Source organism: Pseudomonas sp. AMR01 (genome assembly GCF_041946035.1).
Classification (GTDB): Bacteria; Pseudomonadota; Gammaproteobacteria; order Pseudomonadales; family Pseudomonadaceae; genus Aquipseudomonas; species Aquipseudomonas antarctica_B.
Genome location: NZ_JAUTYR010000030.1, coordinates 1 through 19,940 on the forward strand (window position 1 = coordinate 1; position 19,940 = coordinate 19,940).

General features: G+C 59.2%; 18 protein-coding genes and 2 pseudogenes. 7 read left to right on the plus strand and 13 right to left on the minus strand.

Annotated features, from left to right (window positions below; genetic code table 11):
• The 3 genes and pseudogenes from Q7C20_RS21030 to Q7C20_RS21040 all read left to right on the plus strand — a co-directional run.
• Window positions 1-786: RHS repeat-associated core domain-containing protein (locus Q7C20_RS21030; protein ID WP_375069937.1), on the plus strand; the 786-nt coding region annotated here is incomplete at its 5' end.
• 3 nt (window positions 787-789) lie between these two features.
• Window positions 790-1,422 carry a hypothetical protein gene (locus Q7C20_RS21035; protein WP_375069939.1) on the plus strand — a complete coding sequence of 211 codons (633 nt, stop codon included), beginning with the start codon at window positions 790-792 and terminating at the stop codon, window positions 1,420-1,422.
• Between the two features lie 159 nt (window positions 1,423-1,581).
• A pseudogene (locus Q7C20_RS21040) lies at window positions 1,582-1,944 on the plus strand (terminase).
• A gap of 3 nt (window positions 1,945-1,947) precedes the next feature.
• Here Q7C20_RS21040 and Q7C20_RS21045 read toward each other — a convergent pair.
• The 3 genes from Q7C20_RS21045 to Q7C20_RS21055 form a co-directional block, all read right to left on the minus strand.
• Window positions 1,948-2,745 carry an acyl-CoA thioesterase gene (locus Q7C20_RS21045; RefSeq protein ID WP_375069941.1) on the minus strand — a complete coding sequence of 266 codons (798 nt, stop codon included), beginning with the start codon at window positions 2,743-2,745 and terminating at the stop codon, window positions 1,948-1,950.
• A 90-nt stretch (window positions 2,746-2,835) separates the two neighbouring features.
• Complete coding sequence (locus Q7C20_RS21050; protein ID WP_375069943.1) at window positions 2,836-3,597, minus strand: CHAD domain-containing protein; 762 nt, start codon at window positions 3,595-3,597, stop codon at window positions 2,836-2,838.
• 48 nt (window positions 3,598-3,645) lie between these two features.
• A complete protein-coding gene (locus tag Q7C20_RS21055; protein WP_010176194.1) occupies window positions 3,646-3,924 on the minus strand; it encodes a hypothetical protein in 279 nt (92 codons plus the stop codon).
• 216 nt (window positions 3,925-4,140) lie between these two features.
• Between Q7C20_RS21055 and Q7C20_RS21060 the strand changes: the two genes are divergently transcribed.
• Window positions 4,141-5,178 carry a patatin-like phospholipase family protein gene (locus Q7C20_RS21060; protein ID WP_375069945.1) on the plus strand — a complete coding sequence of 346 codons (1,038 nt, stop codon included), beginning with the start codon at window positions 4,141-4,143 and terminating at the stop codon, window positions 5,176-5,178.
• A gap of 121 nt (window positions 5,179-5,299) precedes the next feature.
• Here Q7C20_RS21060 and Q7C20_RS21065 read toward each other — a convergent pair whose 3' ends face one another.
• The 6 genes from Q7C20_RS21065 to kdpF all read right to left on the minus strand — a co-directional run bounded on the left by Q7C20_RS21065 (window position 5,300) and on the right by kdpF (window position 13,297).
• On the minus strand, window positions 5,300-5,989 hold the full coding sequence (locus Q7C20_RS21065; protein WP_348056324.1) for a response regulator: 690 nt from the start codon (window positions 5,987-5,989) through the stop codon (window positions 5,300-5,302).
• 37 nt (window positions 5,990-6,026) lie between these two features.
• Window positions 6,027-8,678 carry a DUF4118 domain-containing protein gene (locus tag Q7C20_RS21070; protein WP_375069947.1) on the minus strand — a complete coding sequence of 884 codons (2,652 nt, stop codon included), beginning with the start codon at window positions 8,676-8,678 and terminating at the stop codon, window positions 6,027-6,029.
• A 143-nt stretch (window positions 8,679-8,821) separates the two neighbouring features.
• Window positions 8,822-9,367 carry a potassium-transporting ATPase subunit KdpC gene (gene kdpC / locus Q7C20_RS21075; protein ID WP_348056320.1) on the minus strand — a complete coding sequence of 182 codons (546 nt, stop codon included), beginning with the start codon at window positions 9,365-9,367 and terminating at the stop codon, window positions 8,822-8,824.
• Between the two features lie 66 nt (window positions 9,368-9,433).
• Window positions 9,434-11,491: a potassium-transporting ATPase subunit KdpB gene (gene kdpB, locus Q7C20_RS21080; protein ID WP_375069950.1), complete on the minus strand. Its 2,058-nt coding sequence runs from the start codon at window positions 11,489-11,491 to the stop codon at window positions 9,434-9,436.
• 12 nt (window positions 11,492-11,503) lie between these two features.
• The gene (gene kdpA, locus Q7C20_RS21085) at window positions 11,504-13,198 is read right to left on the minus strand and encodes a potassium-transporting ATPase subunit KdpA (protein WP_375069952.1); all 1,695 of its coding nucleotides are present in this window, start codon (window positions 13,196-13,198) and stop codon (window positions 11,504-11,506) included.
• Between the two features lie 9 nt (window positions 13,199-13,207).
• Complete coding sequence (gene kdpF / locus Q7C20_RS21090; RefSeq protein WP_003218754.1) at window positions 13,208-13,297, minus strand: K(+)-transporting ATPase subunit F; 90 nt, start codon at window positions 13,295-13,297, stop codon at window positions 13,208-13,210.
• Window positions 13,298-13,709: 412 nt separating this feature from the next.
• Between kdpF and eat the strand changes: the two genes are divergently transcribed.
• Both eat and Q7C20_RS21100 read left to right on the plus strand, forming a co-directional pair.
• Window positions 13,710-15,074, plus strand: a complete 1,365-nt coding sequence (gene eat, locus Q7C20_RS21095) for an ethanolamine permease (protein WP_375069955.1) — start codon at window positions 13,710-13,712, stop codon at window positions 15,072-15,074.
• 111 nt (window positions 15,075-15,185) lie between these two features.
• A complete protein-coding gene (locus tag Q7C20_RS21100; RefSeq protein ID WP_348056311.1) occupies window positions 15,186-15,353 on the plus strand; it encodes a DUF2897 family protein in 168 nt (55 codons plus the stop codon).
• Between the two features lie 6 nt (window positions 15,354-15,359).
• Here Q7C20_RS21100 and Q7C20_RS21105 read toward each other — a convergent pair whose 3' ends face one another.
• Both Q7C20_RS21105 and Q7C20_RS21110 read right to left on the minus strand, forming a co-directional pair.
• A complete protein-coding gene (locus Q7C20_RS21105; RefSeq protein ID WP_348056309.1) occupies window positions 15,360-16,208 on the minus strand; it encodes a DUF1989 domain-containing protein in 849 nt (282 codons plus the stop codon).
• 13 nt (window positions 16,209-16,221) lie between these two features.
• Complete coding sequence (locus tag Q7C20_RS21110) at window positions 16,222-16,866, minus strand: GntR family transcriptional regulator (RefSeq protein ID WP_375069957.1); 645 nt, start codon at window positions 16,864-16,866, stop codon at window positions 16,222-16,224.
• A 129-nt stretch (window positions 16,867-16,995) separates the two neighbouring features.
• On the opposite strand from Q7C20_RS21110, the pseudogene Q7C20_RS21115 reads away from it, so the two are divergent.
• Window positions 16,996-17,437, plus strand: a pseudogene (locus tag Q7C20_RS21115) (TetR/AcrR family transcriptional regulator).
• 27 nt (window positions 17,438-17,464) lie between these two features.
• Here Q7C20_RS21115 and Q7C20_RS21120 read toward each other — a convergent pair.
• Both Q7C20_RS21120 and Q7C20_RS21125 read right to left on the minus strand, forming a co-directional pair.
• Window positions 17,465-17,797, minus strand: coding sequence for a helix-hairpin-helix domain-containing protein (locus Q7C20_RS21120; RefSeq protein ID WP_348056305.1), 333 nt, complete (start codon window positions 17,795-17,797; stop codon window positions 17,465-17,467).
• Window positions 17,798-17,908: 111 nt separating this feature from the next.
• Window positions 17,909-19,903 (minus strand): polysaccharide biosynthesis protein, encoded by a 1,995-nt coding sequence (locus tag Q7C20_RS21125; protein WP_375069995.1) that lies wholly within the window; start codon window positions 19,901-19,903, stop codon window positions 17,909-17,911.
• Window positions 19,904-19,940: the final 37 nt, after the last annotated feature.

Here is a 19,940-nt window from a genome sequence, read left to right on the forward strand (position 1 = left end):
AGCTTCATCTACGAACCCGACAGCTTTCGCCCGCTGGCAATGCTGGAAGGCTTTGGCCCAAAAGAAACCAAGCCCTACCACTACCAACTCGACCACCTCGGCACCCCGCAGGAACTCACCGATCCCAACGGCGAAATCGTCTGGTCCGCGCATTACAAGGCATACGGCAAAATCAGTCGGCTGGACGTAGGCGAAATCGACAACCCGCTGCGCTTTCAGGGCCAATACTTCGACCCGGAAAGCGGCCTGCACTACAACCGCCATCGGTACTACAATCCGGATATTGGTCGCTACCTGACGCCAGACCCGGTGAAGCTTGCGGGTGGGATCAACGCATACCAATACGTACCCAACCCCACGGGTTGGGTAGATCCGCTGGGCCTAAACACATGTCCTGGTGGAAATGGCTGTAAACCCGCGAGCCGCGCTGAAGACCCCACGGCCAATGCCCGAGCCAATGAAGGAGAGGTAGAGGCGCCCAAAGGTGCAGAAAGCGAGCTATCAAGGACCAGTGCATTCAAAAGGGCAAAATTAATTGGAGGGGTTCCTAAGACTCAGCATCCGAAACGTGTCTACCGAGAACCGATTACAGACCAAGATCGCTACATTCAAGGAAGAGTCTATGTATTTGAACTACAAGATAGAACTGTTAAAATTCATGAGCATTCCCTAGGTCACAAAAAAGGCAATCACGCCCCTCACTTTAATACTGAAACCAAAAATATTGAGCGTATAAAAGTTCCGTTAGTCATCGGCGATGACTCTCACACCTACTTTAAGAGATGAGTAATGGACACAGTATTCATACAAGAAGTCGGCATAAACCCATGGGATCAGTTGAATCCTGAAAAAGAGCAAGAATACGTCACAATATCGCTGCTAAACCAAGATTTTGAAAGCGTATGGAAAACATGGCGCGAACTTGCTTCTTCGTTGACCTATGGTTGGCCAGTAATAGTAACGTGGTACTCCACCGGCTCCCCTCAATACAGCAAGACCCAAGAGTATCTTACCTTAAAGCGTTTTTCGAAAAATCTTGGGCCTAAAGACATATTCAAAAAAAATGAAAAAACCTTGGTATATTCTGGCATTGAACATTTAAACCGTGACCCTAAGCACATAGATCCTGCCAAACTCACTGACTACCTTAGATCGGCGACTTTAATGCTAAAAGAAGACGACCAACCAGAGCAATTATGGCAGAGACTAAGTCATTTAAACTACCTATCCACGACCGACGATTTCAAATTAATACTTAAAGACAGCGAAAGACTAACCTTTAGATTTTACGATACTGAAACGCACGGTGTTGCTCAGCTTATATGCCAGTCCAATCAAAAAAAAATATTAGATAACGCAATCGCTAATTTAAAAATCAGAAGAATCGACAAAGAAGGAGTGTACGACTACATTCATAGTTAGCGCGGTCGAGAGTACCTAACATTAACTCCAGCGGAGAAGGCCTTTCCAGATTTCAGGTATTCGCTTCTATGACCCCCATAGCCAACCTCAATTCGCCGCCCCACCCCCTCACACCTAAACTCTGCCCATAGACTTTCAACGGACAGAGGATTAACCATCATGGGCAAACGTCACCCCAATCACCCCGCCTGGCAATGGCGCAACTACCCACACAACCACCAGCACCCGACTAACCTCGCGCTGCAGTTGATCGCAGTGCCGCTGTTCATCATCGGGTTTCTGTTGATTATCTCCGGTGTGTTCAGCTTGAGCCTGGCGAGTGTCGCCGTAGGCATCGTCGGTATCTTTGCTGGCGCGGCACTCAAGCGTCAGGGCCAACGCCTGGAAGCACAAGCCAGTGAGCCGTCTAGTGATCGCAAAAATGCTGTGCAGCGTCTGGTGGTCTAGCAGTTGGTGATCTTTGCGCCCAATGCAGTGAGCAGTGGTCTACGCCAATCCTCGAGCCAGCGCCATCGACGCTAAGCGTCAGGCGAAGACCACGACGGTCTGGCGGCTGATGGCGATCAGTTCGCCGGTCGGGCTCCAGAGTGCAGCGGCGGCGTGGCCGTAGCCGTCGCGGGCGTGTTCGATATTGACGTAGTACTGGCACCAGTCGAGGGTGGTCAGGTTTTGCAGCGGTTGAATGAATTCGATGGTCCACGTCAGTGTGCTGCCCGGAGCAGGCTTTTTCAGGTGTGGCAGCAAAGCCGGGGGCCAGGCGTCGACGAGTGCAAGGATATGCGCCTCGGTCAGCGGTTCTTCTTTCACATCGCCACGCAACCGAACCCAGCCGCCCATGTCGCGGGACTTGTTGCCGGTGAACGGCAGCCCGCCGACGCTCCAGCGCATCGCCACGTGTTTCATGAATTCAGGCGTGACGCCCTTGATGTAGGGTAACTCCTGGCACTCATCCCAGTGTTTGAACGTCGGCGGCGCTTCGCTGGCGACTTCAATTTCTGACTCACGGGACGCGCCAAAACTGGCCTGCACCAGTGTCGCGACTTCACCGATTTGCACTACACGGCCAAGCAACTGGCTGACGGCTTTGCCTTCGCGCAGCACCTCTACCTGGTAACTGGCAGGTACATCCGGAGTAACCGGGCCTACAAAAGTGACTGCCAGCGAGCGCAAGGGCCGACCTTGCGGCACGTGAGCACGCAAGGCTTCGTATTGCAGCGCGGCCACCAGTCCACCGAAGGTTGCGCGACCCTGAGCCCATTCGGAGGGGATAGTGACATCCAGCGGGTTGCTACGGGCGGCGTCGAGCAAATCACAGAAGCGCATGGCAACCTCACATCAAGAAAACAGTTGCCGGGAGCTTAACCATTGGACGGGCAAGGTACAGCGCCCATTCCGGCCAAAAGCCGGACCGTTTTAGAAACAATGCTTGGCAAGCTTTTCCAGCACTCTATCCGCCTGCCCTTCGGCGTCTGCCATGGTGCGATGCCATACCGCGACACAAGGTTGCAAATCTGCCTGGTGCTCGGCTTGAGCCAGCCACTGCCAGCAGTCATGCCAATCGCCCAAGGCGCCCTGGGCCTTTTTCAGGTGCGACAAGGCATCATCGGAAAGTTTGTCGAGTTCGGGATACGCCTCGGCGGCGTACCGCACGCGCTTGATCAGCAAGCGCAGGCGGTGGCGATCGTGGCTCGGGTCTTGGAGCGCTTCATCGAGCTTCTGCCATTGCTTGGCCAGGCGTTTCTCGATGCGCGAACGCATGCCCTTCAACAATTTCTGGTGCTGAGAGGCGCGAATGAAACGCGGGAAGGCATCGAGGATGAGCAGCAGATGCACCACTTCCGCGCTTTGCGCCACTTGGCGATAAGCCACGGGTTGCAGGCGCAGCCGGCTGTCGGCAGCCTCGTGATAGCCGTGTTGGTGCAGGTACGCCGCCAGCACCTCACGGTCGCGCAAAGGTGTGGTCAACTGGCCGACCGTGCTGGCGGCCAATTCAAGTTGCTCGACACCCGGCAGCCCGCGCAAGGGGCGCAGCAAACTGCGCAGGCGTCGCACGGTGGTGCGCAGGTCGTGCAACGCTTCATCGTCGGTGACGGCGGCGAGGCGAGCCTGGCAGCTCAGTATCCCTACTTCCAGGCCAATGACCTGAGCGACTAACTGATCGACCAAAGCTGACATCCCTTTCTCCCCTGACGTTGAAAAACCCTACACGCTGCTACGCGATAATTAACGCCCGGCGCGTGACTCGCGAATGTAAAACCGCGCTTTTTCGGCCTTGTTGGAACAGCCTTCAAACGCTTCGAATTGCTGCTGGGTCTTGGCACCGGTCAATAGGGACAGGGCCTTGGAGTAACTCACGGTGCCGGCAAAACCTTCGGCCTTGGCCAGGTCGAGTTCGTGCCAGGCGGCATCCAGTTGCGTGCCACAGCTGTCGCGGTACGCGGTCTTCCCGGCACAACCGGCCAGGGCCAACACGATCACAGGCACACACATCCAGGCTTTCATCGATGACACCTCAAAAAAAGAAAAACAGTCGTACGGAGTAGACGTTGCCTACAAAGAAAAGTGCCTTGTCACTCAGCCTCAAATCTAAAGCGCCAATAGCCAGAGCATACCCGAGCACACTGGCTATCCTCGAAAAATATTATGGCCTCGGCGAAGATTGAAGCGCCCCCCTTTATGGGTGCATTGTGGGCACCTGCCTTGGGAAGGACATTGACTATGAGTAAACGTGTTGCCTTGGTGCTGGGCTCGGGCGGAGCGCGGGGTTACGCCCATATCGGCGTGATCGAGGAAATCGAACGGCGCGGTTATGACATTGCCTGTATCGCAGGCTGCTCCATGGGCGCGGTGGTGGGCGGGATCTACGCCGCCGGCAAGCTTGACGAGTACCGCAACTGGATTGAAAGCCTCGACTACCTGGACGTGTTGCGCCTGGTAGACGTGAGCTTTCGCCTGGGGGCGATTCGCGGCGAGAAGGTCTTCGGGCAAATCCGCAAGATCGTGGGCGAGATCAATATCGAAGAGCTGCGCATTCCCTACACCGCAGTGGCCACCGACCTTACCAATCAGCAGGAAATATGGTTCCAGGAAGGCTGCCTGCATCAGGCCATGCGCGCTTCGGCCGCAATTCCCAGCCTGTTCACGCCAGTGATGCAAGGCAACCGCATGCTGGTCGACGGCGGCCTGCTTAACCCGCTGCCCATCGTGCCGGTAGTGTCGAGCCATTGCGACTTGATCATCGCGGTCAACCTCAACGCCACCAACCAGAACCACTATCAATTGCCGGTGATCCAGCGCCCGCCAGCGTTCAAGAGCCGCTTCAACAGCCTGGCGAAATCATTGGGCTCGCACCTGCCGTTTCGCCGCAAGCAAGCTGAGCAGTTAATGAAGCTGGAGCAAGAGGCCTTGCAGGCCCACGCGGCACACATCAACCCGTGGCTCGAATCAGCCGCGCCGGAATCCCAGCAACCCGCCGCAGCCCCCGAAAAGCCCGGGGCACCGAAATCGGCGACCGGCTCGTTCATCATCGACAACGTGGGGCCGGCGTCACTGCTGGACTTGATCAACCAGAGTTTCGAGGTGATGCAGACGTCATTGGCGCAGTACAAGATCGCTGGCTACCCGCCAGACGTGCTGATCAACGTTCCGAAGCGGGTGTGCCGGTTTTTTGAGTTTTACAAGGCGCCGGAGTTGATCGCTTTGGGGCGGGAAATTGCCAGTGACACGTTGGACCGTTATGAGAGTGAGCAGCGCTGAAGTTATGGATATTGCTGAAGGCCTCATCGCAGGCAAGCCAGCTCCCACAGTTTGAATTGTGAACACCTTCAAATGTGGGAGCTGGCTTGCCTGCGATGGCGTCGGCCCAGTCGCCAAAAATCTAGACGCTCAACAACCGATACCCCACTCCCGCCTCGGTCACGATAAACCGTGGCTGAGTCGGATCATCCGCCAGCTTCTGGCGCAAGTGCCCCACCACAATCCGCAGATAGTGACTGTCCTCGGTGTGAGTCGGCCCCCAGATATCCTTGAGCAATTGCTGCTGAGTGATCACCCGCCCCGGATGCCGCGCCAATTGTGCCAGCACCGCGTACTCCTTACGGGTGAGCGCCACTTCAGCCCCGTCCAGCAACACCCGCCGATAGGCCAGGTCCACCGTCAACGGGCCAAACCGTAACGCGGCTTCCTGCGCTTCCCCCGCTGGCGCCTGGCGCAGCAATGCGCGCACGCGGGCGAGAAATTCCTGGATACCAAACGGTTTGGTCACATAGTCATTGGCGCCGCCGTCGAGGGCTTCGACTTTTTGTACTTCACTGGCGCGCACCGACAGCACCAACACCGGCACGGTCGACCATTCGCGAAATTCGCGCAGCACTTGCTGACCATCCATATCGGGCAGGCCGAGGTCGAGCACCAGCAAATCCGGTTTGCTCAATGCCGCTTGGGCCAGGCCTTCGTTGCCAGTACCGGCCTCAATCACCTTGTAGCCCTGGGAGGCCAGGCTGATGCGCAAGAATTTGCGGATCTGCGGTTCGTCATCAATGACCAAAATCGTCGCGGTCTGGCTCATGGTGTCCAATCAAAATCCGAGGAGAAAAGAGGGTAGCTCAAGGCTCGCGTTCCAGGCCAGGCTGAGTCGGCAACGGCAGGAACAACGTGATGCAGGTGCCGCGCCCATCGATGCCGTCGGCGACACTGATTCGCCCGCCATGAGCGCCGACCATGCCCTGACAAATCGCCAGCCCGAGGCCGGTGCCCTGCCCGCCCCGATCGCCACGGGCGGCGGTGTAGAACATATCGAAAATCTTCGCGCGCTCGTCTTCGGGAATCCCTGGCCCTTCGTCGGCGACGGCGAAAAACAGCTGATCATCCGCCACGCCGGCGCTTAACTGCAAGCGACCTTGAGGCGGTGAAAACCGTGCAGCGTTTTCCAGCACATTGACCAGCGCTTGCTCGATCAACGCCGCGTGCACATACAGCAACGGCAATTCGGGCGGCACATCAGTGGTCACTTGCAACGGCGCCAGCACCGCGCGCAAGCGGCCCAGGGCACTGCCGACGATATCGCCCGGCGAGACCCAATCCCGCGCCAGCTTGAGGGCGCCGTGGCCGAGACGCGTCATGTCCAGCAGGTTCTGGATATAGCGGTCCAGGCGCTCGGCTTCATCGCGGGTGCCTTCGAGCAACTCGCGGCGATCCTCCAGCGGAATCGCTTCGCCGAGCGCCAGCAGGCTGTCGATGCTGCCGCGCATGGAGGTCAGCGGTGTGCGCAAATCATGGGACACCGAGGCGAGCAAGGCACTGCGCAGTTGCTCGGTTTCGCCGTGCAGTCGTGCGGACTCCAGCTCTTGCCCCAGTTGTGCCCGGGCCAGGGCTTGGGCGAGCGGCTGGCTGAGGGCGGTGAGCAAACGACGGCGTTGACCACTCAGTTCCAAACCCGGCTTGGGGCTGACGCCAAGCAAACCCAGCGGGCCTTCCTCACCCGACAGCGGCCACCACCACCAGCGCCCGAGCGGCAAGGTGCCGGTGCCCATGCCGGCCGGTTGATCGTGCTGCCAGGCCCAGTCGGCGGCGGCGCGTTCGGCTTCGGTAAACGTCAGCGGGCCGCCGGTTTCGACCTTCAATTCTCCGCCGCTGTCGCGATTGACCAGGCACAAGTCCAAGTCGCTCCAGCCTTCCAGATGATGGGCGGCCGCGCTGATCACGGCCTGGCGGTCGGTGGCGGCAGTGAGTTTGCGCGACAGGTCGAGCAGCTCGCTGGTTTCTTCCTGGGTATCGCGCAACGCCTGTAGCTGCCGGCGTTGGCGCGCGGCAAGGTTGCCCGTCAGCGCCGCCATCAGCAGGAAGAACAACAGGGTCAAGACATCCTCTTCACGCTGAATCGCAAAGGAGAAGTTTGGAGGAATAAACAAGAAGTCGTAGGTCAGAAACGACAGTGCCGCACACGCCAGCGATGGCCCCAGGCTGCTGCGTACGGCCACCAGCAAAACGGCGGCGAGGAACACCAGCGAGATATTCGGCAGCGGCAATACGCTGGACACCGCCCAGGCCACGGCGGCAGCCACCACTGTCGCCAGTACCGCGAGTGCGTAGTCGAACCACACCAGCCCGCGCACATCCGGCAAGCGTGGCGGCGCAGGAATTTCGTCGCTGTCGAGGACGTTGATTTCCAACCCGCGTGCATTACGCAACAAGCGCGCCGCCAAGCCGCCGCCGAACAGTCGACGGCGCAGGCGCATGCGCGACTGCCCCACAAGCAGCAGGCTGGCGCGGCGTTCGGCGGCATGCTGGATCAGCGTCTTCGCCACCTCCCCGGCGCGCAGCAACACCACTTCCCCGCCCAATCGTTCGGCAAGTTGCTGGGCGTTTTGCAGGCGCAGGCGCGATTGCTCATCGCGCGCGCGGCCGTTATCGATATGCACCAGGCTCCACGGCAAATGCCGACGCTGAGCCACACGGCTGGCGTGACGCACCAGGCGCTCGGCTTGCGCATCGCCGTCCACGCCCACCAGCAAACGGCCGCGCACCGCTGGCGCGGCTTGGCCAAGTTGGCGATAACCCTGTGCCAGGTCGTCGTCGACGTGGGCAGCGGCGGTCTGCATCGCCAGTTCGCGCAGCGCCATGAGGTTGGTCTGGGTGAAAAATGCATCAATGGCGGCGCGGGCCTGCTCCGGCACATAGACCTTGCCGTCGCGCAGGCGCTCCAGCAGCTCGCGGGAAGGCAGGTCGATCAGCAGCAGTTCGTCGGCCTCCTGCAGCACCCAATCCGGCAGGGTTTCGCGCACGTGCACGCCGGTAATGCCGCGCACCTGGTCATTGAGACTTTCAAGGTGCTGGACGTTGACCGTGGTGAACACATTGATGCCGGCGGCGAGCAGTTCCTGAATGTCTTGCCAGCGCTTTTCATGGCGGCTGCCGGGCGCGTTGCTGTGGGCCAGTTCATCGACCAGCACCAGCTTGGGCTTGGCGGCGAGCAGGCCGTCGAGGTCCATTTCTTCGAGCATCACGCCGCGGTATTCACTGCGCAGCAAGGGTTGCTGCGGCAGGCCACTGAGCAAGGCTTCGGTTTCAGCGCGACCGTGGGTTTCGACTACGCCGGCGATCAACTTGACGCCCTGGCGCAGCTGGGTATGGGCGGCCTGGAGCATGGCGTAGGTCTTGCCCACGCCCGGCGCGGCGCCGAGGAAGACTTTGAGCCGGCCACGGCCGTCCCGTGGCAGTTCGGCTAACAGGGCATCGGCGCGGCCGGAGTCGCTCATGCTTTACGGTTCCTTCAGGTGTTCAGGTAGTAGGCCCACTGAAGATCCAATGTGGGAGCGGGCTTGCTCGCGAAAGCGGTATATCAGGCAACACATTTGTTTCTGATACACCGCTTTCGCGAGCAAGCCCGCTCCCACAGGGGTTACAGTTTTTCCAGGGCCATGTTCAATGCCAATACGTTCACCACCGGCGGCCCCACCAGCGGGCTTTCGATGTGCGCATCCAGCAGACGCTGCAGTGTAGACACCGGCACATTCCGCGCCGCCGCGACACGCGCCAGTTGATAGGCAACCGCCTGCGGTGGCAAGTGTGGATCAAGTCCGCTGCCGGAGGTAGTCAGCGACGCCAAAGGCACCGGGCCCTGGCTTGGGACCAGCTGTTTGCTGGCGTCATCAAACACCCGCGTCGCCAACGCAGGGTTACTTGGGCTTAAGTTACTCGCACTGCTGGAAACCGTCGCAAACGCACCGGCCGATGGGCGCGGGTGGAACCAGCTGTCACCGGTAAAATCCTGGGCGATCAGGCTGGAGCCACGCACTTTGCCGCTGGCATCGCGCACCAGGCTGCCGTTGGCCTGGTCCGGGAAGGCGATTTGCGCCACGCCGGTCACCACCAGCGGGTAGGCAACGCCGGTGATCAGGGTCATGAGTACCAGCAGGCTCAAGGCCGGGCGGATCATGTTGGACATTTCAAATTCCTCAATTCGGTCATTGCAACCTGTGGGCCCGGTTGATCAGGGCCCACAGGGATCGGGTCAAACCAGGTGCAGCGCGGTCAGCAGCATGTCGATCGCCTTGATGCCCACGAACGGCACCACAATCCCGCCCAGGCCGTAGATCAGCAGGTTGCGACGCAGCAACGCTGCCGCACTGGCGGCCTGCACGCGCACACCTCGCAGCGCCAGGGGAATCAGCACCACGATGATCAGGGCGTTGAACACGATGGCCGAGAGAATCGCGCTCTGCGGGCTCTGCAGGTGCATCACGTTGAGCACACCAAGTTGCGGGTAGATCGAGGCGAACAGCGCCGGCAGGATCGCGAAGTACTTGGCCACGTCGTTGGCGATGGAGAACGTGGTCAGCGCGCCTCGGGTCACCAGCAACTCTTTACCGATCTGCACCACGTCCAGCAGCTTGGTCGGGTCACTGTCAAGGTCGACCATGTTGGCCGCTTCGCGAGCGGCTTGAGTGCCGTCGTTCATCGCCATGCCGACGTCAGCCTGGGCCAGCGCCGGGGCGTCGTTGGCGCCGTCGCCGCACATCGCCACCAGGCGACCGTCGTTCTGTTCGTGACGAATGCGTGCGAGTTTTTTCTCCGGGGTGGCTTCGGCCAGCACGTCATCCACGCCCGCTTCGGCAGCAATCGCAGCGGCGGTCAGTGGGTTGTCGCCGGTCACCATGACGGTACGGATGCCCAGTTTGCGCAGCTCGGCGAAGCGCTCGCGGATGCCGGGCTTGACCACGTCCTTGAGGTGAATCGCACCGAGCAATTTGCCATCAGCGCACACCAGCAAGGGCGTGCCGCCGCTCTGGGCGATCTTGTCGATTTCACGCGACAGAGCCGGTTGCAGGTCACTGCGTTTTTGACCGATGAACGCCAGCAGTGAATCCACGGCGCCTTTACGGAACACGCGGCTCTGATAGTCGACACCGGACAAGCGGGTTTCGGCACTGAAGGGCACGGAAGTCAGCTGGTCCAGCGTCGGCTCGGCCTGCGGGTGCAGCGCGCGCAGGTATTCAACGATGGATTTACCTTCGGCCGTATCGTCCGCCAGGGACGCCAGCAACGCGCCTTCGGCCAAGTCACGACCGCTGACGCCCGGCGCCGCAATCACTGCCGCGCAGCGACGATTACCGAAGGTGATAGTGCCGGTCTTGTCCAGCAGCAACACGTGCACGTCGCCTGCTGCTTCCACGGCGCGACCGGATTTGGCGATCACGTTGAGGCGCACCAGGCGGTCCATACCGGCGATACCGATGGCCGACAACAAACCGCCAATGGTTGTAGGAATCAGCGTCACCAGCAGTGCGACCAGGAACACCAGCGGCAGGCTGCCATTGGCGAAGTGGGCGAACGGCTGCAGGGTGACTACCACCAGCAGAAAGATCAGGGTCAGGCCGATCAGCAAGATATCCAGCGCGACTTCGTTGGGGGTTTTCTGGCGTTTGGCGCCTTCCACTAACGCGATCATGCGGTCCAGCGTGGATTCGCCGGGGTTGACGGTGATGCGGATCAGCAGCCAGTCCGAGACCAGGCGGGTGTTGCCGGTGACGGCCGAACGGTCGCCGCCGGACTCGCGGATCACCGGTGCGGATTCGCCAGTAATCGCCGCTTCGTTGACGGCCGCGATGCCCTCGATGACTTCGCCATCGCCCGGGATCATCTCCCCGGAGGCGACGCGTACCACATCACCTTTGCGCAGGCTGGCAGCCGGCACAACCTTGAAAGTGCCGTCGGCTTCCTTGCGACGTGCACTCAAGCCTTCGCTGCCCGCCTTGAGGCTGTCGGCGCGGGCCTTGCCACGACCTTCGGCCAAGGCTTCGGCGAAGTTGGCGAACAGCACGGTGAACCACAGCCACACGGCGATTTGCACGGCGACAAAAGTCGGCACCGAAGTGTCGGGGACAAAGCACAGCACGGTGGTGAGGATGGCGGTCAGTTCAACCACCAGCATCACCGGCGAGCGTTGCAGTTGACGCGGGTCCAGCTTGACGAACGCCTGGACCAGCGCCGGGCGCCACAGGGCGGAGATGGCGGTTTTGGCAGGCTCCTGGGTGGTTACAGGGGCCGCATTTTTTGCAGGCATATTCATTTTCATATCCCCTTAGAAGCCCATACTCAGGTGTTCAGCAATTGGGCCCAGTGCCAGTGTTGGCAGGAAGGTCAGGCCGCCCACCAGCAAAATGGTCACGGTCAACAGGGTCACGAACAGCGGGCCATGGGTCGGGAAGCTGTTCTGACCGATCGGTGCGGTCTTCTTCATCGCCAGGCTGCCAGCCAGGGCCAGTACCGGGAGGATGTAGCCGAAGCGACCGAGCAACATGCTCAGGCTCAGCATCAGGTTGTGGAACGGGGTATTGGCACTGAAGCCGCCGAACGCCGAGCCGTTGTTGGCGCTGGCCGAGGTGTAGGCGTACAGCAACTGGCTGAAGCCGTGAGGGCCAGGGTTACTGATGGCGCCTGCCGGGCCTGGCAAGCTGGCCGCGATGGCGCCCAGCACCAAGGTGGCAATCGGCATTACCAGCAAGGTCACCACGAGCAACTGCACTTCCTTGGCCTGGAGCTTTTTACCCAGGTATTCCGGCGTGCGGCCGATCATCAGCCCGGCAAGGAACACGGCGATCAACACGTTGAGCAACATGCCGTACATACCGGCGCCGACGCCGCCGAAGATCACTTCGCCGACCATCATGTTAACCAGTGCCACCATGCCGCTCAGAGGGTTAAGGCTGTCCTGCATGCCGTTGACCGAACCGTTGGACGCCGCCGTGGTGGCCACCGACCACAACACGGTGCCCGTGGTGCCGAAGCGCGCTTCCTTACCTTCCAGCGGCGCGGTTTGCTCGACGGCCGGGTTGTTCAGAGTCGGATTGGGCTGGTATTCGGCCCACAGAGAAGTCGCGCCGCCGATCAGGAACAAGGCCAGCATGCAACCCAGGATGGCGCGGCTCTGACGCAGGTCTTTCACGTAATGACCAAAGGTGAACACCAGCGCGACGGGGATCAGGATGATCGCGCTCAGTTCGAACAGGTTGGCCCACGCCGTCGGGTCTTCAAATGGATGCGCCGAGTTGACGCCGAAGAAGCCGCCGCCGTTGGTGCCCAATTGCTTGATCGCAATCTGGCTGGCCGCGGGGCCCAGTGGGATCACCTGATCAACGCCCTGCAGGGTTACCGCGCTCACGTAATGAGCGAATGTTTGTGGCACGCCCTGCCACACCAGAAACAGCGCAAACACCAGGCACATCGGCAGCAAGCCGTAGAGAGTGGCACGGGTCATGTCGACCCAGAAGTTACCCAGCGTCTTGGTGGATTTACGACCGATCCCACGGCAAAAAGCGACCAGGACTGCCAGGCCGGTGGCCGCGCTGACAAAGTTCTGCACGGTAAGGCCGGCCATCTGGCTGAGGTAGCTCAGGGACGCTTCACCGCTGTAGTTCTGCCAGTTAGTGTTGGTCATGAAACTGACCGCCGTGTTGAACGCCAGGGTCCATTCCTGACCGGGCAATTTCTGTGGGTTCAGTGGGAGGTATTCCTGGAACAGCAGCACCGCGAACAACAACACAAAACCGGCAAGGTTGAACGCCAGCAGTGCCAGCGCGTATTTCTGCCAGCTTTGTTCCTGATGCTCGTCCACGCCCGAAAGGCGATAGCACGCACGCTCAACGGGGCCAAGCAGCGGCGTGAGCCATGTGCGCTGGCCTTCCATCACCTTGTAGTAGAACCGCCCCAGAAAGGGTGCCGGCACCAGCACCACGGCAAAGAAGGCGATGATCAGCCAATAGTCATAACTGTGCATAGCCTGCTCCTAGTTCCGATCCGCGCGTAACAGCGCAACCAGCAGATAAATGAACAGCGCCACGGCCAATAGCAGTGACACCCCGTCCAGAACGCTCATGGAAGTCTCTCCGAATTGCGGCGATTGCCGCGTGTGGGCCAATTGTCGGCAGGAGTGGTGTAAAGGAACGAGAGCGAGGGTATGCGCCGGGCGTAAAGACGGCGTAAAGAGTGGGTTTATGCGGGGTTTACAGGGGGATTTACAGGGGCGTGGAGGGCCTCATCGCGGGCAAGCGCGGCTCCCACAGTTGACTGAGGTGTCTGGGCTGGCGTGTATTGAATGTGGGAGCCGGGGTTGCCCGCGATAGCGTCGGCTGGGGCACCGCCGCACTCAACTGGTGCAATCCTGAAAATTTTCAAACGCCAAACCATCCCGCGCGCGACAGTTGCGCGGCTTTACGACAATGATTCTCAGGCTGGCATGGCCGCTGCAACACCTTGAATCATTCCAACCGGTTCAGGGAGAGCAACACATGAACACACAACTCAAACCCACTTTGGGCACTCTGCATTTGTGGGGCATTGCCGTCGGGCTGGTGATTTCCGGCGAATACTTCGGCTGGAGCTATGGCTGGGGCGTCGCAGGGACTTTGGGCTTTCTGGTGACCTCATTGATGGTCGCGGCGATGTACACCTGCTTTATCTTCAGCTTCACCGAGCTGACCACCGCCATTCCTCACGCTGGCGGGCCGTTTGCTTACAGCCGTCGCGCTTTTGGAGAGAAAGGTGGCTTGATCGCGGGTCTGGCAACCCTGATTGAATTTGTCTTCGCGCCACCGGCCATCGCCTTGGCCATCGGCGCGTATTTGAATGTGCAGTTTCCGGCACTGGACCCCAAACACGCGGCCGTCGGCGCCTACATCGTGTTTATGGGCCTGAACATCCTCGGCGTGAAACTCGCCGCCACCTTCGAACTGGTGGTGTGCGTGCTCGCCGTCGCCGAGTTGCTGGTGTTCATGGGCGTGGTCGCCCCCGCGTTCAGCTTCAGCAACTTTGCATTGAATGGCTGGGCCGGTTCCGACACCTTTGGCGCCCCGGCGATTGCCGGGATGTTTGCCGCCATTCCATTTGCCATCTGGTTCTTCCTTGCCATTGAGGGCGCGGCCATGGCAGCTGAAGAGGCGAAAGATCCCAAGCGCACCATTCCAAAGGCCTACATCAGTGGCATCCTGACCCTGGTGATACTGGCCATGGGCGTGATGTTCTTCGCCGGCGGCGTGGGCGACTGGCGCACCCTGGCAAACATCAACGACCCATTGCCGCAAGCCATGAAAACCGTGGTGGGTGACAGCTCCGGCTGGCTGCACATGTTGGTGTGGATCGGCCTGTTCGGCCTGGTGGCGAGTTTTCACGGGATCATCCTTGGCTACTCGCGCCAGTTCTTCGCGCTGGCCCGCGCCGGTTACCTGCCCTCCTTCCTCGCCAAGCTGTCGCGTTTTCAGACGCCGCACCGGGCAATCATCGCCGGTGGCGTGGTCGGTATCGCGGCCATCTACAGCGACGGGTTGATTAACCTGGGTGGCATGACCTTAACCGCGGCGATGATCACCATGGCGGTGTTCGGTGCCATCGTCATGTACATCATGAGCATGCTCAGCCTGTTCAAGCTGCGTAAGACCGAGCCGCTGCTGGAACGCACCTTCCGCGCGCCGGGCTACCCGATTGTGCCGGGTATCGCACTGGTACTGGCGGTGGTGTGCCTGGTCGCCATGGCCTGGTTCAACGCGCTGATCGGCTTGATCTTCCTCGGCTTCATGGTGGTGGGTTTCATCTACTTCCAACTGACCGCGCAAGACCGCGCCGATGCACCGGCGGATGCGATGCTGACCGGACTCTAAGGTTAATGAGGCAGAACAGGCCTACACTGAACTACTCAGAAAGCCTGTAACTCAAAGCAGTTATTACCGTGGGAAAACTCTCCCACGGCGATCTGCCTCAAGGAGAGCCTTATGCCGTGGTATGCGTGGTTGATTATGGTGGTTGCGATCGGGTCGATCGTCGGTGGGCTGATGATGCTGCGTGACAGCGCCAACAAGGTGGAACTCACCGACGAACAACGCAAGCGCGTGGCCGAGCGCAACGTCCAGGCGGATGCCAAGGACGCGCAGGACCGCTAGGCGGGCTTACTCCCATGCCGCCTTGGCAATATGCAAACCGTGCTGCCCGTTATAGGCAGCACGCGCGGGCGAGCTCCAGCCGCTGAGCAACGCCTCTTCCAATTTGTAGATTTCGACGCCCAGCGGGCGGCACACCGTTAACGGGTCCTGCGCGTCAGGCCCCCACATCGGCAGCGACAAATCGCCACCCGGGCAGGTCGACAGCGCGCACAGCAAATCAATCTCGGCAAAAAACTCCAGGTAGTCGCCCTTCTGCGCCGGGCAGGCTTTCATGAAGTACATGTCGTCATGATTGAGGCCAGTGCACTGGAAGATATTCAGCACGTCGTGCACGTCAAACTCCGTCAGACCGTGAGGCAGAACGGCACGGGTCAGGTTTGAGTGGCAATGATGGTGGAAATCTTCCCCTGTCAGCATGCGATTCACATAAGGATCGCACCGCGTGCCAAGCAAGTCGTGCAAGCGGCCACCGTGTTCATCAATGCCGTAACCCGCCAGGCTGTCATCGGTGATAGTCACCAGTGGCCGCAGAAACGGCAGGTTCGACCACAGCCGGTCATGGGTGCTGACATGCGCGCCCTGCAACTGGCGCGTGCGGGCTGCCCAAAGACGTTCGCGCGGGTCATTGGCATTCCACACGTTGAAGTCACCCACCTGCGGGCCAACCGGTGTAGTGACGCGGAACACATGCCCGGCCGGCACTTTCCACGCCCTGCCGGTGCGAATCGGTACTTCGAACTGCTCGATCAACGTGCGTTTATCGGCTTGGTCACGAATGCGTTCATAGAACGCAGTGTCGACTTGCAGGGCCGAACCTTTGCTGACCTGATAAGCAGCTGGATAGTCTTTGTACATGGGCAAACCTCCATCAAGAGTGATCAAACAGAGCCAGGGAAAGGCGTTCCGAATCGTGCAGGTAAAGGCTCATGGCCTCTTGCGCGGCGAGCTTGTTACCGTTTGCCAGCAGGGTGTAAATCTCGCAGTCCCGCTCCAGCCAGGGCAACTGGAAACGTCGTTCATCAGGTGCTGCGCAAAACACCAGGCGCAACTGGGCTATGACCCGCGCAAAAAACTCATCGAACAATGGGCTGCCTATCAACCCGACAATCTGCTGATGAAACAGCAGGCTGTGGGTGGCCACGGCACGCCAGTCTTCCCGTTCCCGGGCAAGGGTCGTGGCGTCAATGGCGTTTTGCATGTGCTCGGCCTGGTCGCCGGTCAACGCAACGCTATGGGCGATGGCCTGCAACTCCAACGTGCGACGCACGACGAACAGGTCACGCACCTCATCACGATCCAATCGCCGAACCATCACACCTTTATTGCGCACGTAACGCGTAAGCCCCTCCTGCCCCAAACGATGCAGCGCTTCGCGAATCGTATTGCGCGATGCGTTGTACGCCTGGACCAAGTCGGCCTCTATCAGCGGCATTCCCGGCAACAGGCGTCCGCCGATGATGTCGGCGCGAAGCTCCAAGGCGATCTGGTCGGCCAAAGACAAACTAAGGGTCATCATCATCTTCCGATTGTTGAACAATCACCGGGGTAAACGTAACCACTTTTCATGCCAACGTGGTCGCCGCCTGCCTCAGTAGGTAATCGCACAGACCCGTCAAAATGCCCTCACGTATCCGGCAGTTCTATGCGCTACTCACGAGACCATAAGCCCAGATCCACTAACGCACCATCAAGCAAGCGTCTATACGCTTTCGCCTCGATGGTATCGGCGCCGCGGGTTTGCAGGCGTTGATGAAAGCGTTGGACCTGACGCATGGCGGGCTCTATGCACACTTCAAATCCAAAGAGGAGTGAGTGGAAAAGGCCTTGCAGGTTGTAGGGGCAGAGTTGGATGCGCACTGCAAAATGCTGTTTACCCAGGAACGACCGCTGGAGGCGTTCATCGACAGCTACTTTTCGGAATGGCACCTGACCTCGCCCGTAGCGAGTTGCTTATCTGGACGCTGGTGGGCGCACCGGTACTAGCGAGAAGCGTGGAAAAACCGGAGCTGGCAACGCGTATTCTGGAAATGGTACGCGGAGCATTGAAAGATCAAGTTTCAGATGAAGAAAAGGCCGGTCAATGACCGGCCTCATGCATTGCGTTCACTTCCTCAGTTAATGGCAAGCCTGTCGCGATTTTTCTCCAGCAATGCCTTGCCGATACCCTTTACCTCCAGCAACTCGTCAACCGCCGTGAACGGACCGTTGTCGTCGCGGTAGGCAATAATAGCTTTAGCCTTGGCCGCACCGATGCCGAAAAGTTCGCGGCGAAGAGTGTCCACATCAGCAGCATTGAGGTTGACCTTGGTGGTTTGCTCGACGTTCGCCATCTGCGCACTGATAGGCGCAGTGGCTTCGGGTTTGGTGGGCGGGGAGGCGTGGGTGGCTACAGAGAGGCTGGTGAGGACGGCAAAGATCAGCGAGGATATGTAGGTGTTTTGCATTGGTGACGCTCCATGACATCGGTAGAAGAGAAGCAGCTTTCCTAAAGCTGCTCCTCTAACTTAGGTGATGTTTGGGAGGTGTCAAAAATGGGTGAGTAACAGGGTGTTAACTCAGGGCTCCAGACGGCGTTGCTGGTATATCCAGTCGACGATCTCGCCGTCCGGCGCATAACCACTCACCGTGTCGCGAAGTAATTGACGCACCCGCGTGTAATCGTCTTGATCTACGGCTGCAAGCAGTTCGGTCAGCTTAACCTTGAGTACATCCCAGGGCAGATGATCTTCGTTGGCGCTCATGATCATCGGGTGCTGGGTAGCCACAACGTTGTCACCGATCAGCAACTCTTCGTAAAGCTTTTCACCCGGACGCAGACCGGAAAACTCAATGGCAATGTCGCCGTGCGGGTTCTTGTCAGACCGGACACTCAGGCCAGACAGGTGGATCATTTTCTCGGCCAGCTCGACGATCTTCACCGGCTCACCCATGTCCAGCACGAATACGTCACCGCCGAGTCCCATGGAGCCCGCCTGAATCACCAATTGAGCCGCTTCAGGAATCGTCATGAAATAGCGGGTGATCTTGGGGTGAGTAACTGTCAGCGGGCCGCCCGTCTTGATCTGCTTATGAAACAGCGGAATGACTGAGCCGGAGGATCCCAGCACATTACCGAAACGCACCATGGTGAAACGGGTTTTGTTGACTCGCGAGACGTTCAACTTCTCACCAAACAGCACAGGGGCCAGTTCGCGGCTTAGGGCTTGCAGGGTAAGTTCCGCCAAGCGTTTGGTACTGCCCATGACGTTAGTCGGACGTACTGCCTTGTCTGTCGAGATAAGAACGAAGTTGGCGACACCTGCCTGCAACGCCGCTTGCGCGGTATTAAGCGTACCAATGACGTTGTTCAAAACACCTTCAGCAATGTTGTGCTCAACCATTGGCACATGTTTGTAGGCAGCAGCATGATAAACCGTGTCTACATGCCAGGTTTTCATGACATCAAGCAACTTGGACTGATTGCGCACTGAACCGAGGATCGGCAGCAACTTCACAGGCAGCGACTCGCGGGTGACACGCTGCTCGAGTTCTGAAAGGATGCTGTAGAGGTTGAACTCGCTGTGTTCGAACAACAGCAATGTTGTCGGACGCAAGGCGAGGATCTGCCGGCAAAGTTCGGAGCCGATTGATCCACCCGCGCCGGTCACAAGAACATTTTGTCCTTTGATGCAGTGTTCCAGCAACTCGCCTTGTGCGGGCACTGCATCACGACCCAGCAGATCGGCGATGTCGACTTCCTGAATGTCATCCACTTTGACGCGACCGCTGGCGAGGTCCATGAAACCTGGAACGCTTCGTACATGCAGTGGAAAACCTTCGAGGAAGCCAAGGATTTCACGGCGACGGCCGCGGTTGGAAGATGGGATCGCGAGTAAGATTTCTTGAGCACCGGTGACTTCAATCATCCGTTGAATGTGCTTGGGCTTGTAGACTTGCAGTCCCGATATGACACGATCAGAAATGCTGGCGTCGTCGTCGATAAATGCCACCGGGCGCATCACTCTGCCCATGCGCAAAGCAGCAACCAGTTGATTGCCCGCGGCCCCGGCCCCGTAGATAGCAACACGCGGCAGGCCGTCGTCACGGCTGGTAAACGGGACATGTTGTGATGCGGCAAACCAGTCGCCCAAAAAATACTGTCGCATTGCCAAACGCAGGCCACCGACCATAATCAGGCTCAACCACCAATAATTGAAGATTATGGAGCGTGGAACCACATTCTGGTGGTTGCTGTACCAGTAAACGACAACGCCGAGAATCAGCGACGACAAGCTGACCGCTTTGATGATCGCGATGAGTGCATCGTTTCCGAAGTAGCGCATCACCGCCCTGTACATGCCGAAGCGTATGAACAGAGGAATTGCGATAATAGGAGCGGCAATGAACAACCACAGGTGAACGCGAACCGGATTAACCAGCTCGTCGATGCCCAGGCGTACAACGAACGCGAGCCACAAGGCCAACCAAACCAAACATACATCGGTGCCGACCTGTATCAGTCGTTTCTTGCGTCTAGGTAGACCGACCAAATACGCCCGTAACTTATCCATAGCCTCTTCAAACACCTCTATTCACTCCCACGCCTTG

Bases quoted from the DNA above. Each gene is read 5' to 3' on its own strand.
- kdpF (WP_003218754.1), bottom strand. From the start codon at position 13,297: ATGAGCGTTCTGGACGGGGTGTCACTGCTATTGGCCGTGGCGCTGTTC.
- Q7C20_RS21125 (WP_375069995.1), bottom strand. From the start codon at position 19,903: ATGGATAAGTTACGGGCGTATTTGGTCGGTCTACCTAGACGCAAGAAA.
- kdpB (WP_375069950.1), bottom strand. From the start codon at position 11,491: ATGAATATGCCTGCAAAAAATGCGGCCCCTGTAACCACCCAGGAGCCT.
- Q7C20_RS21065 (WP_348056324.1), bottom strand. From the start codon at position 5,989: ATGAGCCAGACCGCGACGATTTTGGTCATTGATGACGAACCGCAGATC.
- Q7C20_RS21105 (WP_348056309.1), bottom strand. From the start codon at position 16,208: ATGTACAAAGACTATCCAGCTGCTTATCAGGTCAGCAAAGGTTCGGCC.
- kdpA (WP_375069952.1), bottom strand. From the start codon at position 13,198: ATGCACAGTTATGACTATTGGCTGATCATCGCCTTCTTTGCCGTGGTG.
- Q7C20_RS21070 (WP_375069947.1), bottom strand. From the start codon at position 8,678: ATGAGCGACTCCGGCCGCGCCGATGCCCTGTTAGCCGAACTGCCACGG.
- Q7C20_RS21120 (WP_348056305.1), bottom strand. From the start codon at position 17,797: ATGCAAAACACCTACATATCCTCGCTGATCTTTGCCGTCCTCACCAGC.
- Q7C20_RS21050 (WP_375069943.1), bottom strand. From the start codon at position 3,597: ATGTCAGCTTTGGTCGATCAGTTAGTCGCTCAGGTCATTGGCCTGGAA.
- Q7C20_RS21100 (WP_348056311.1), top strand. From the start codon at position 15,186: ATGCCGTGGTATGCGTGGTTGATTATGGTGGTTGCGATCGGGTCGATC.
- Q7C20_RS21045 (WP_375069941.1), bottom strand. From the start codon at position 2,745: ATGCGCTTCTGTGATTTGCTCGACGCCGCCCGTAGCAACCCGCTGGAT.
- kdpC (WP_348056320.1), bottom strand. From the start codon at position 9,367: ATGTCCAACATGATCCGCCCGGCCTTGAGCCTGCTGGTACTCATGACC.
- Q7C20_RS21055 (WP_010176194.1), bottom strand. From the start codon at position 3,924: ATGAAAGCCTGGATGTGTGTGCCTGTGATCGTGTTGGCCCTGGCCGGT.
- Q7C20_RS21110 (WP_375069957.1), bottom strand. From the start codon at position 16,866: ATGACCCTTAGTTTGTCTTTGGCCGACCAGATCGCCTTGGAGCTTCGC.
- Q7C20_RS21035 (WP_375069939.1), top strand. From the start codon at position 790: ATGGACACAGTATTCATACAAGAAGTCGGCATAAACCCATGGGATCAG.
- eat (WP_375069955.1), top strand. From the start codon at position 13,710: ATGAACACACAACTCAAACCCACTTTGGGCACTCTGCATTTGTGGGGC.
- Q7C20_RS21060 (WP_375069945.1), top strand. From the start codon at position 4,141: ATGAGTAAACGTGTTGCCTTGGTGCTGGGCTCGGGCGGAGCGCGGGGT.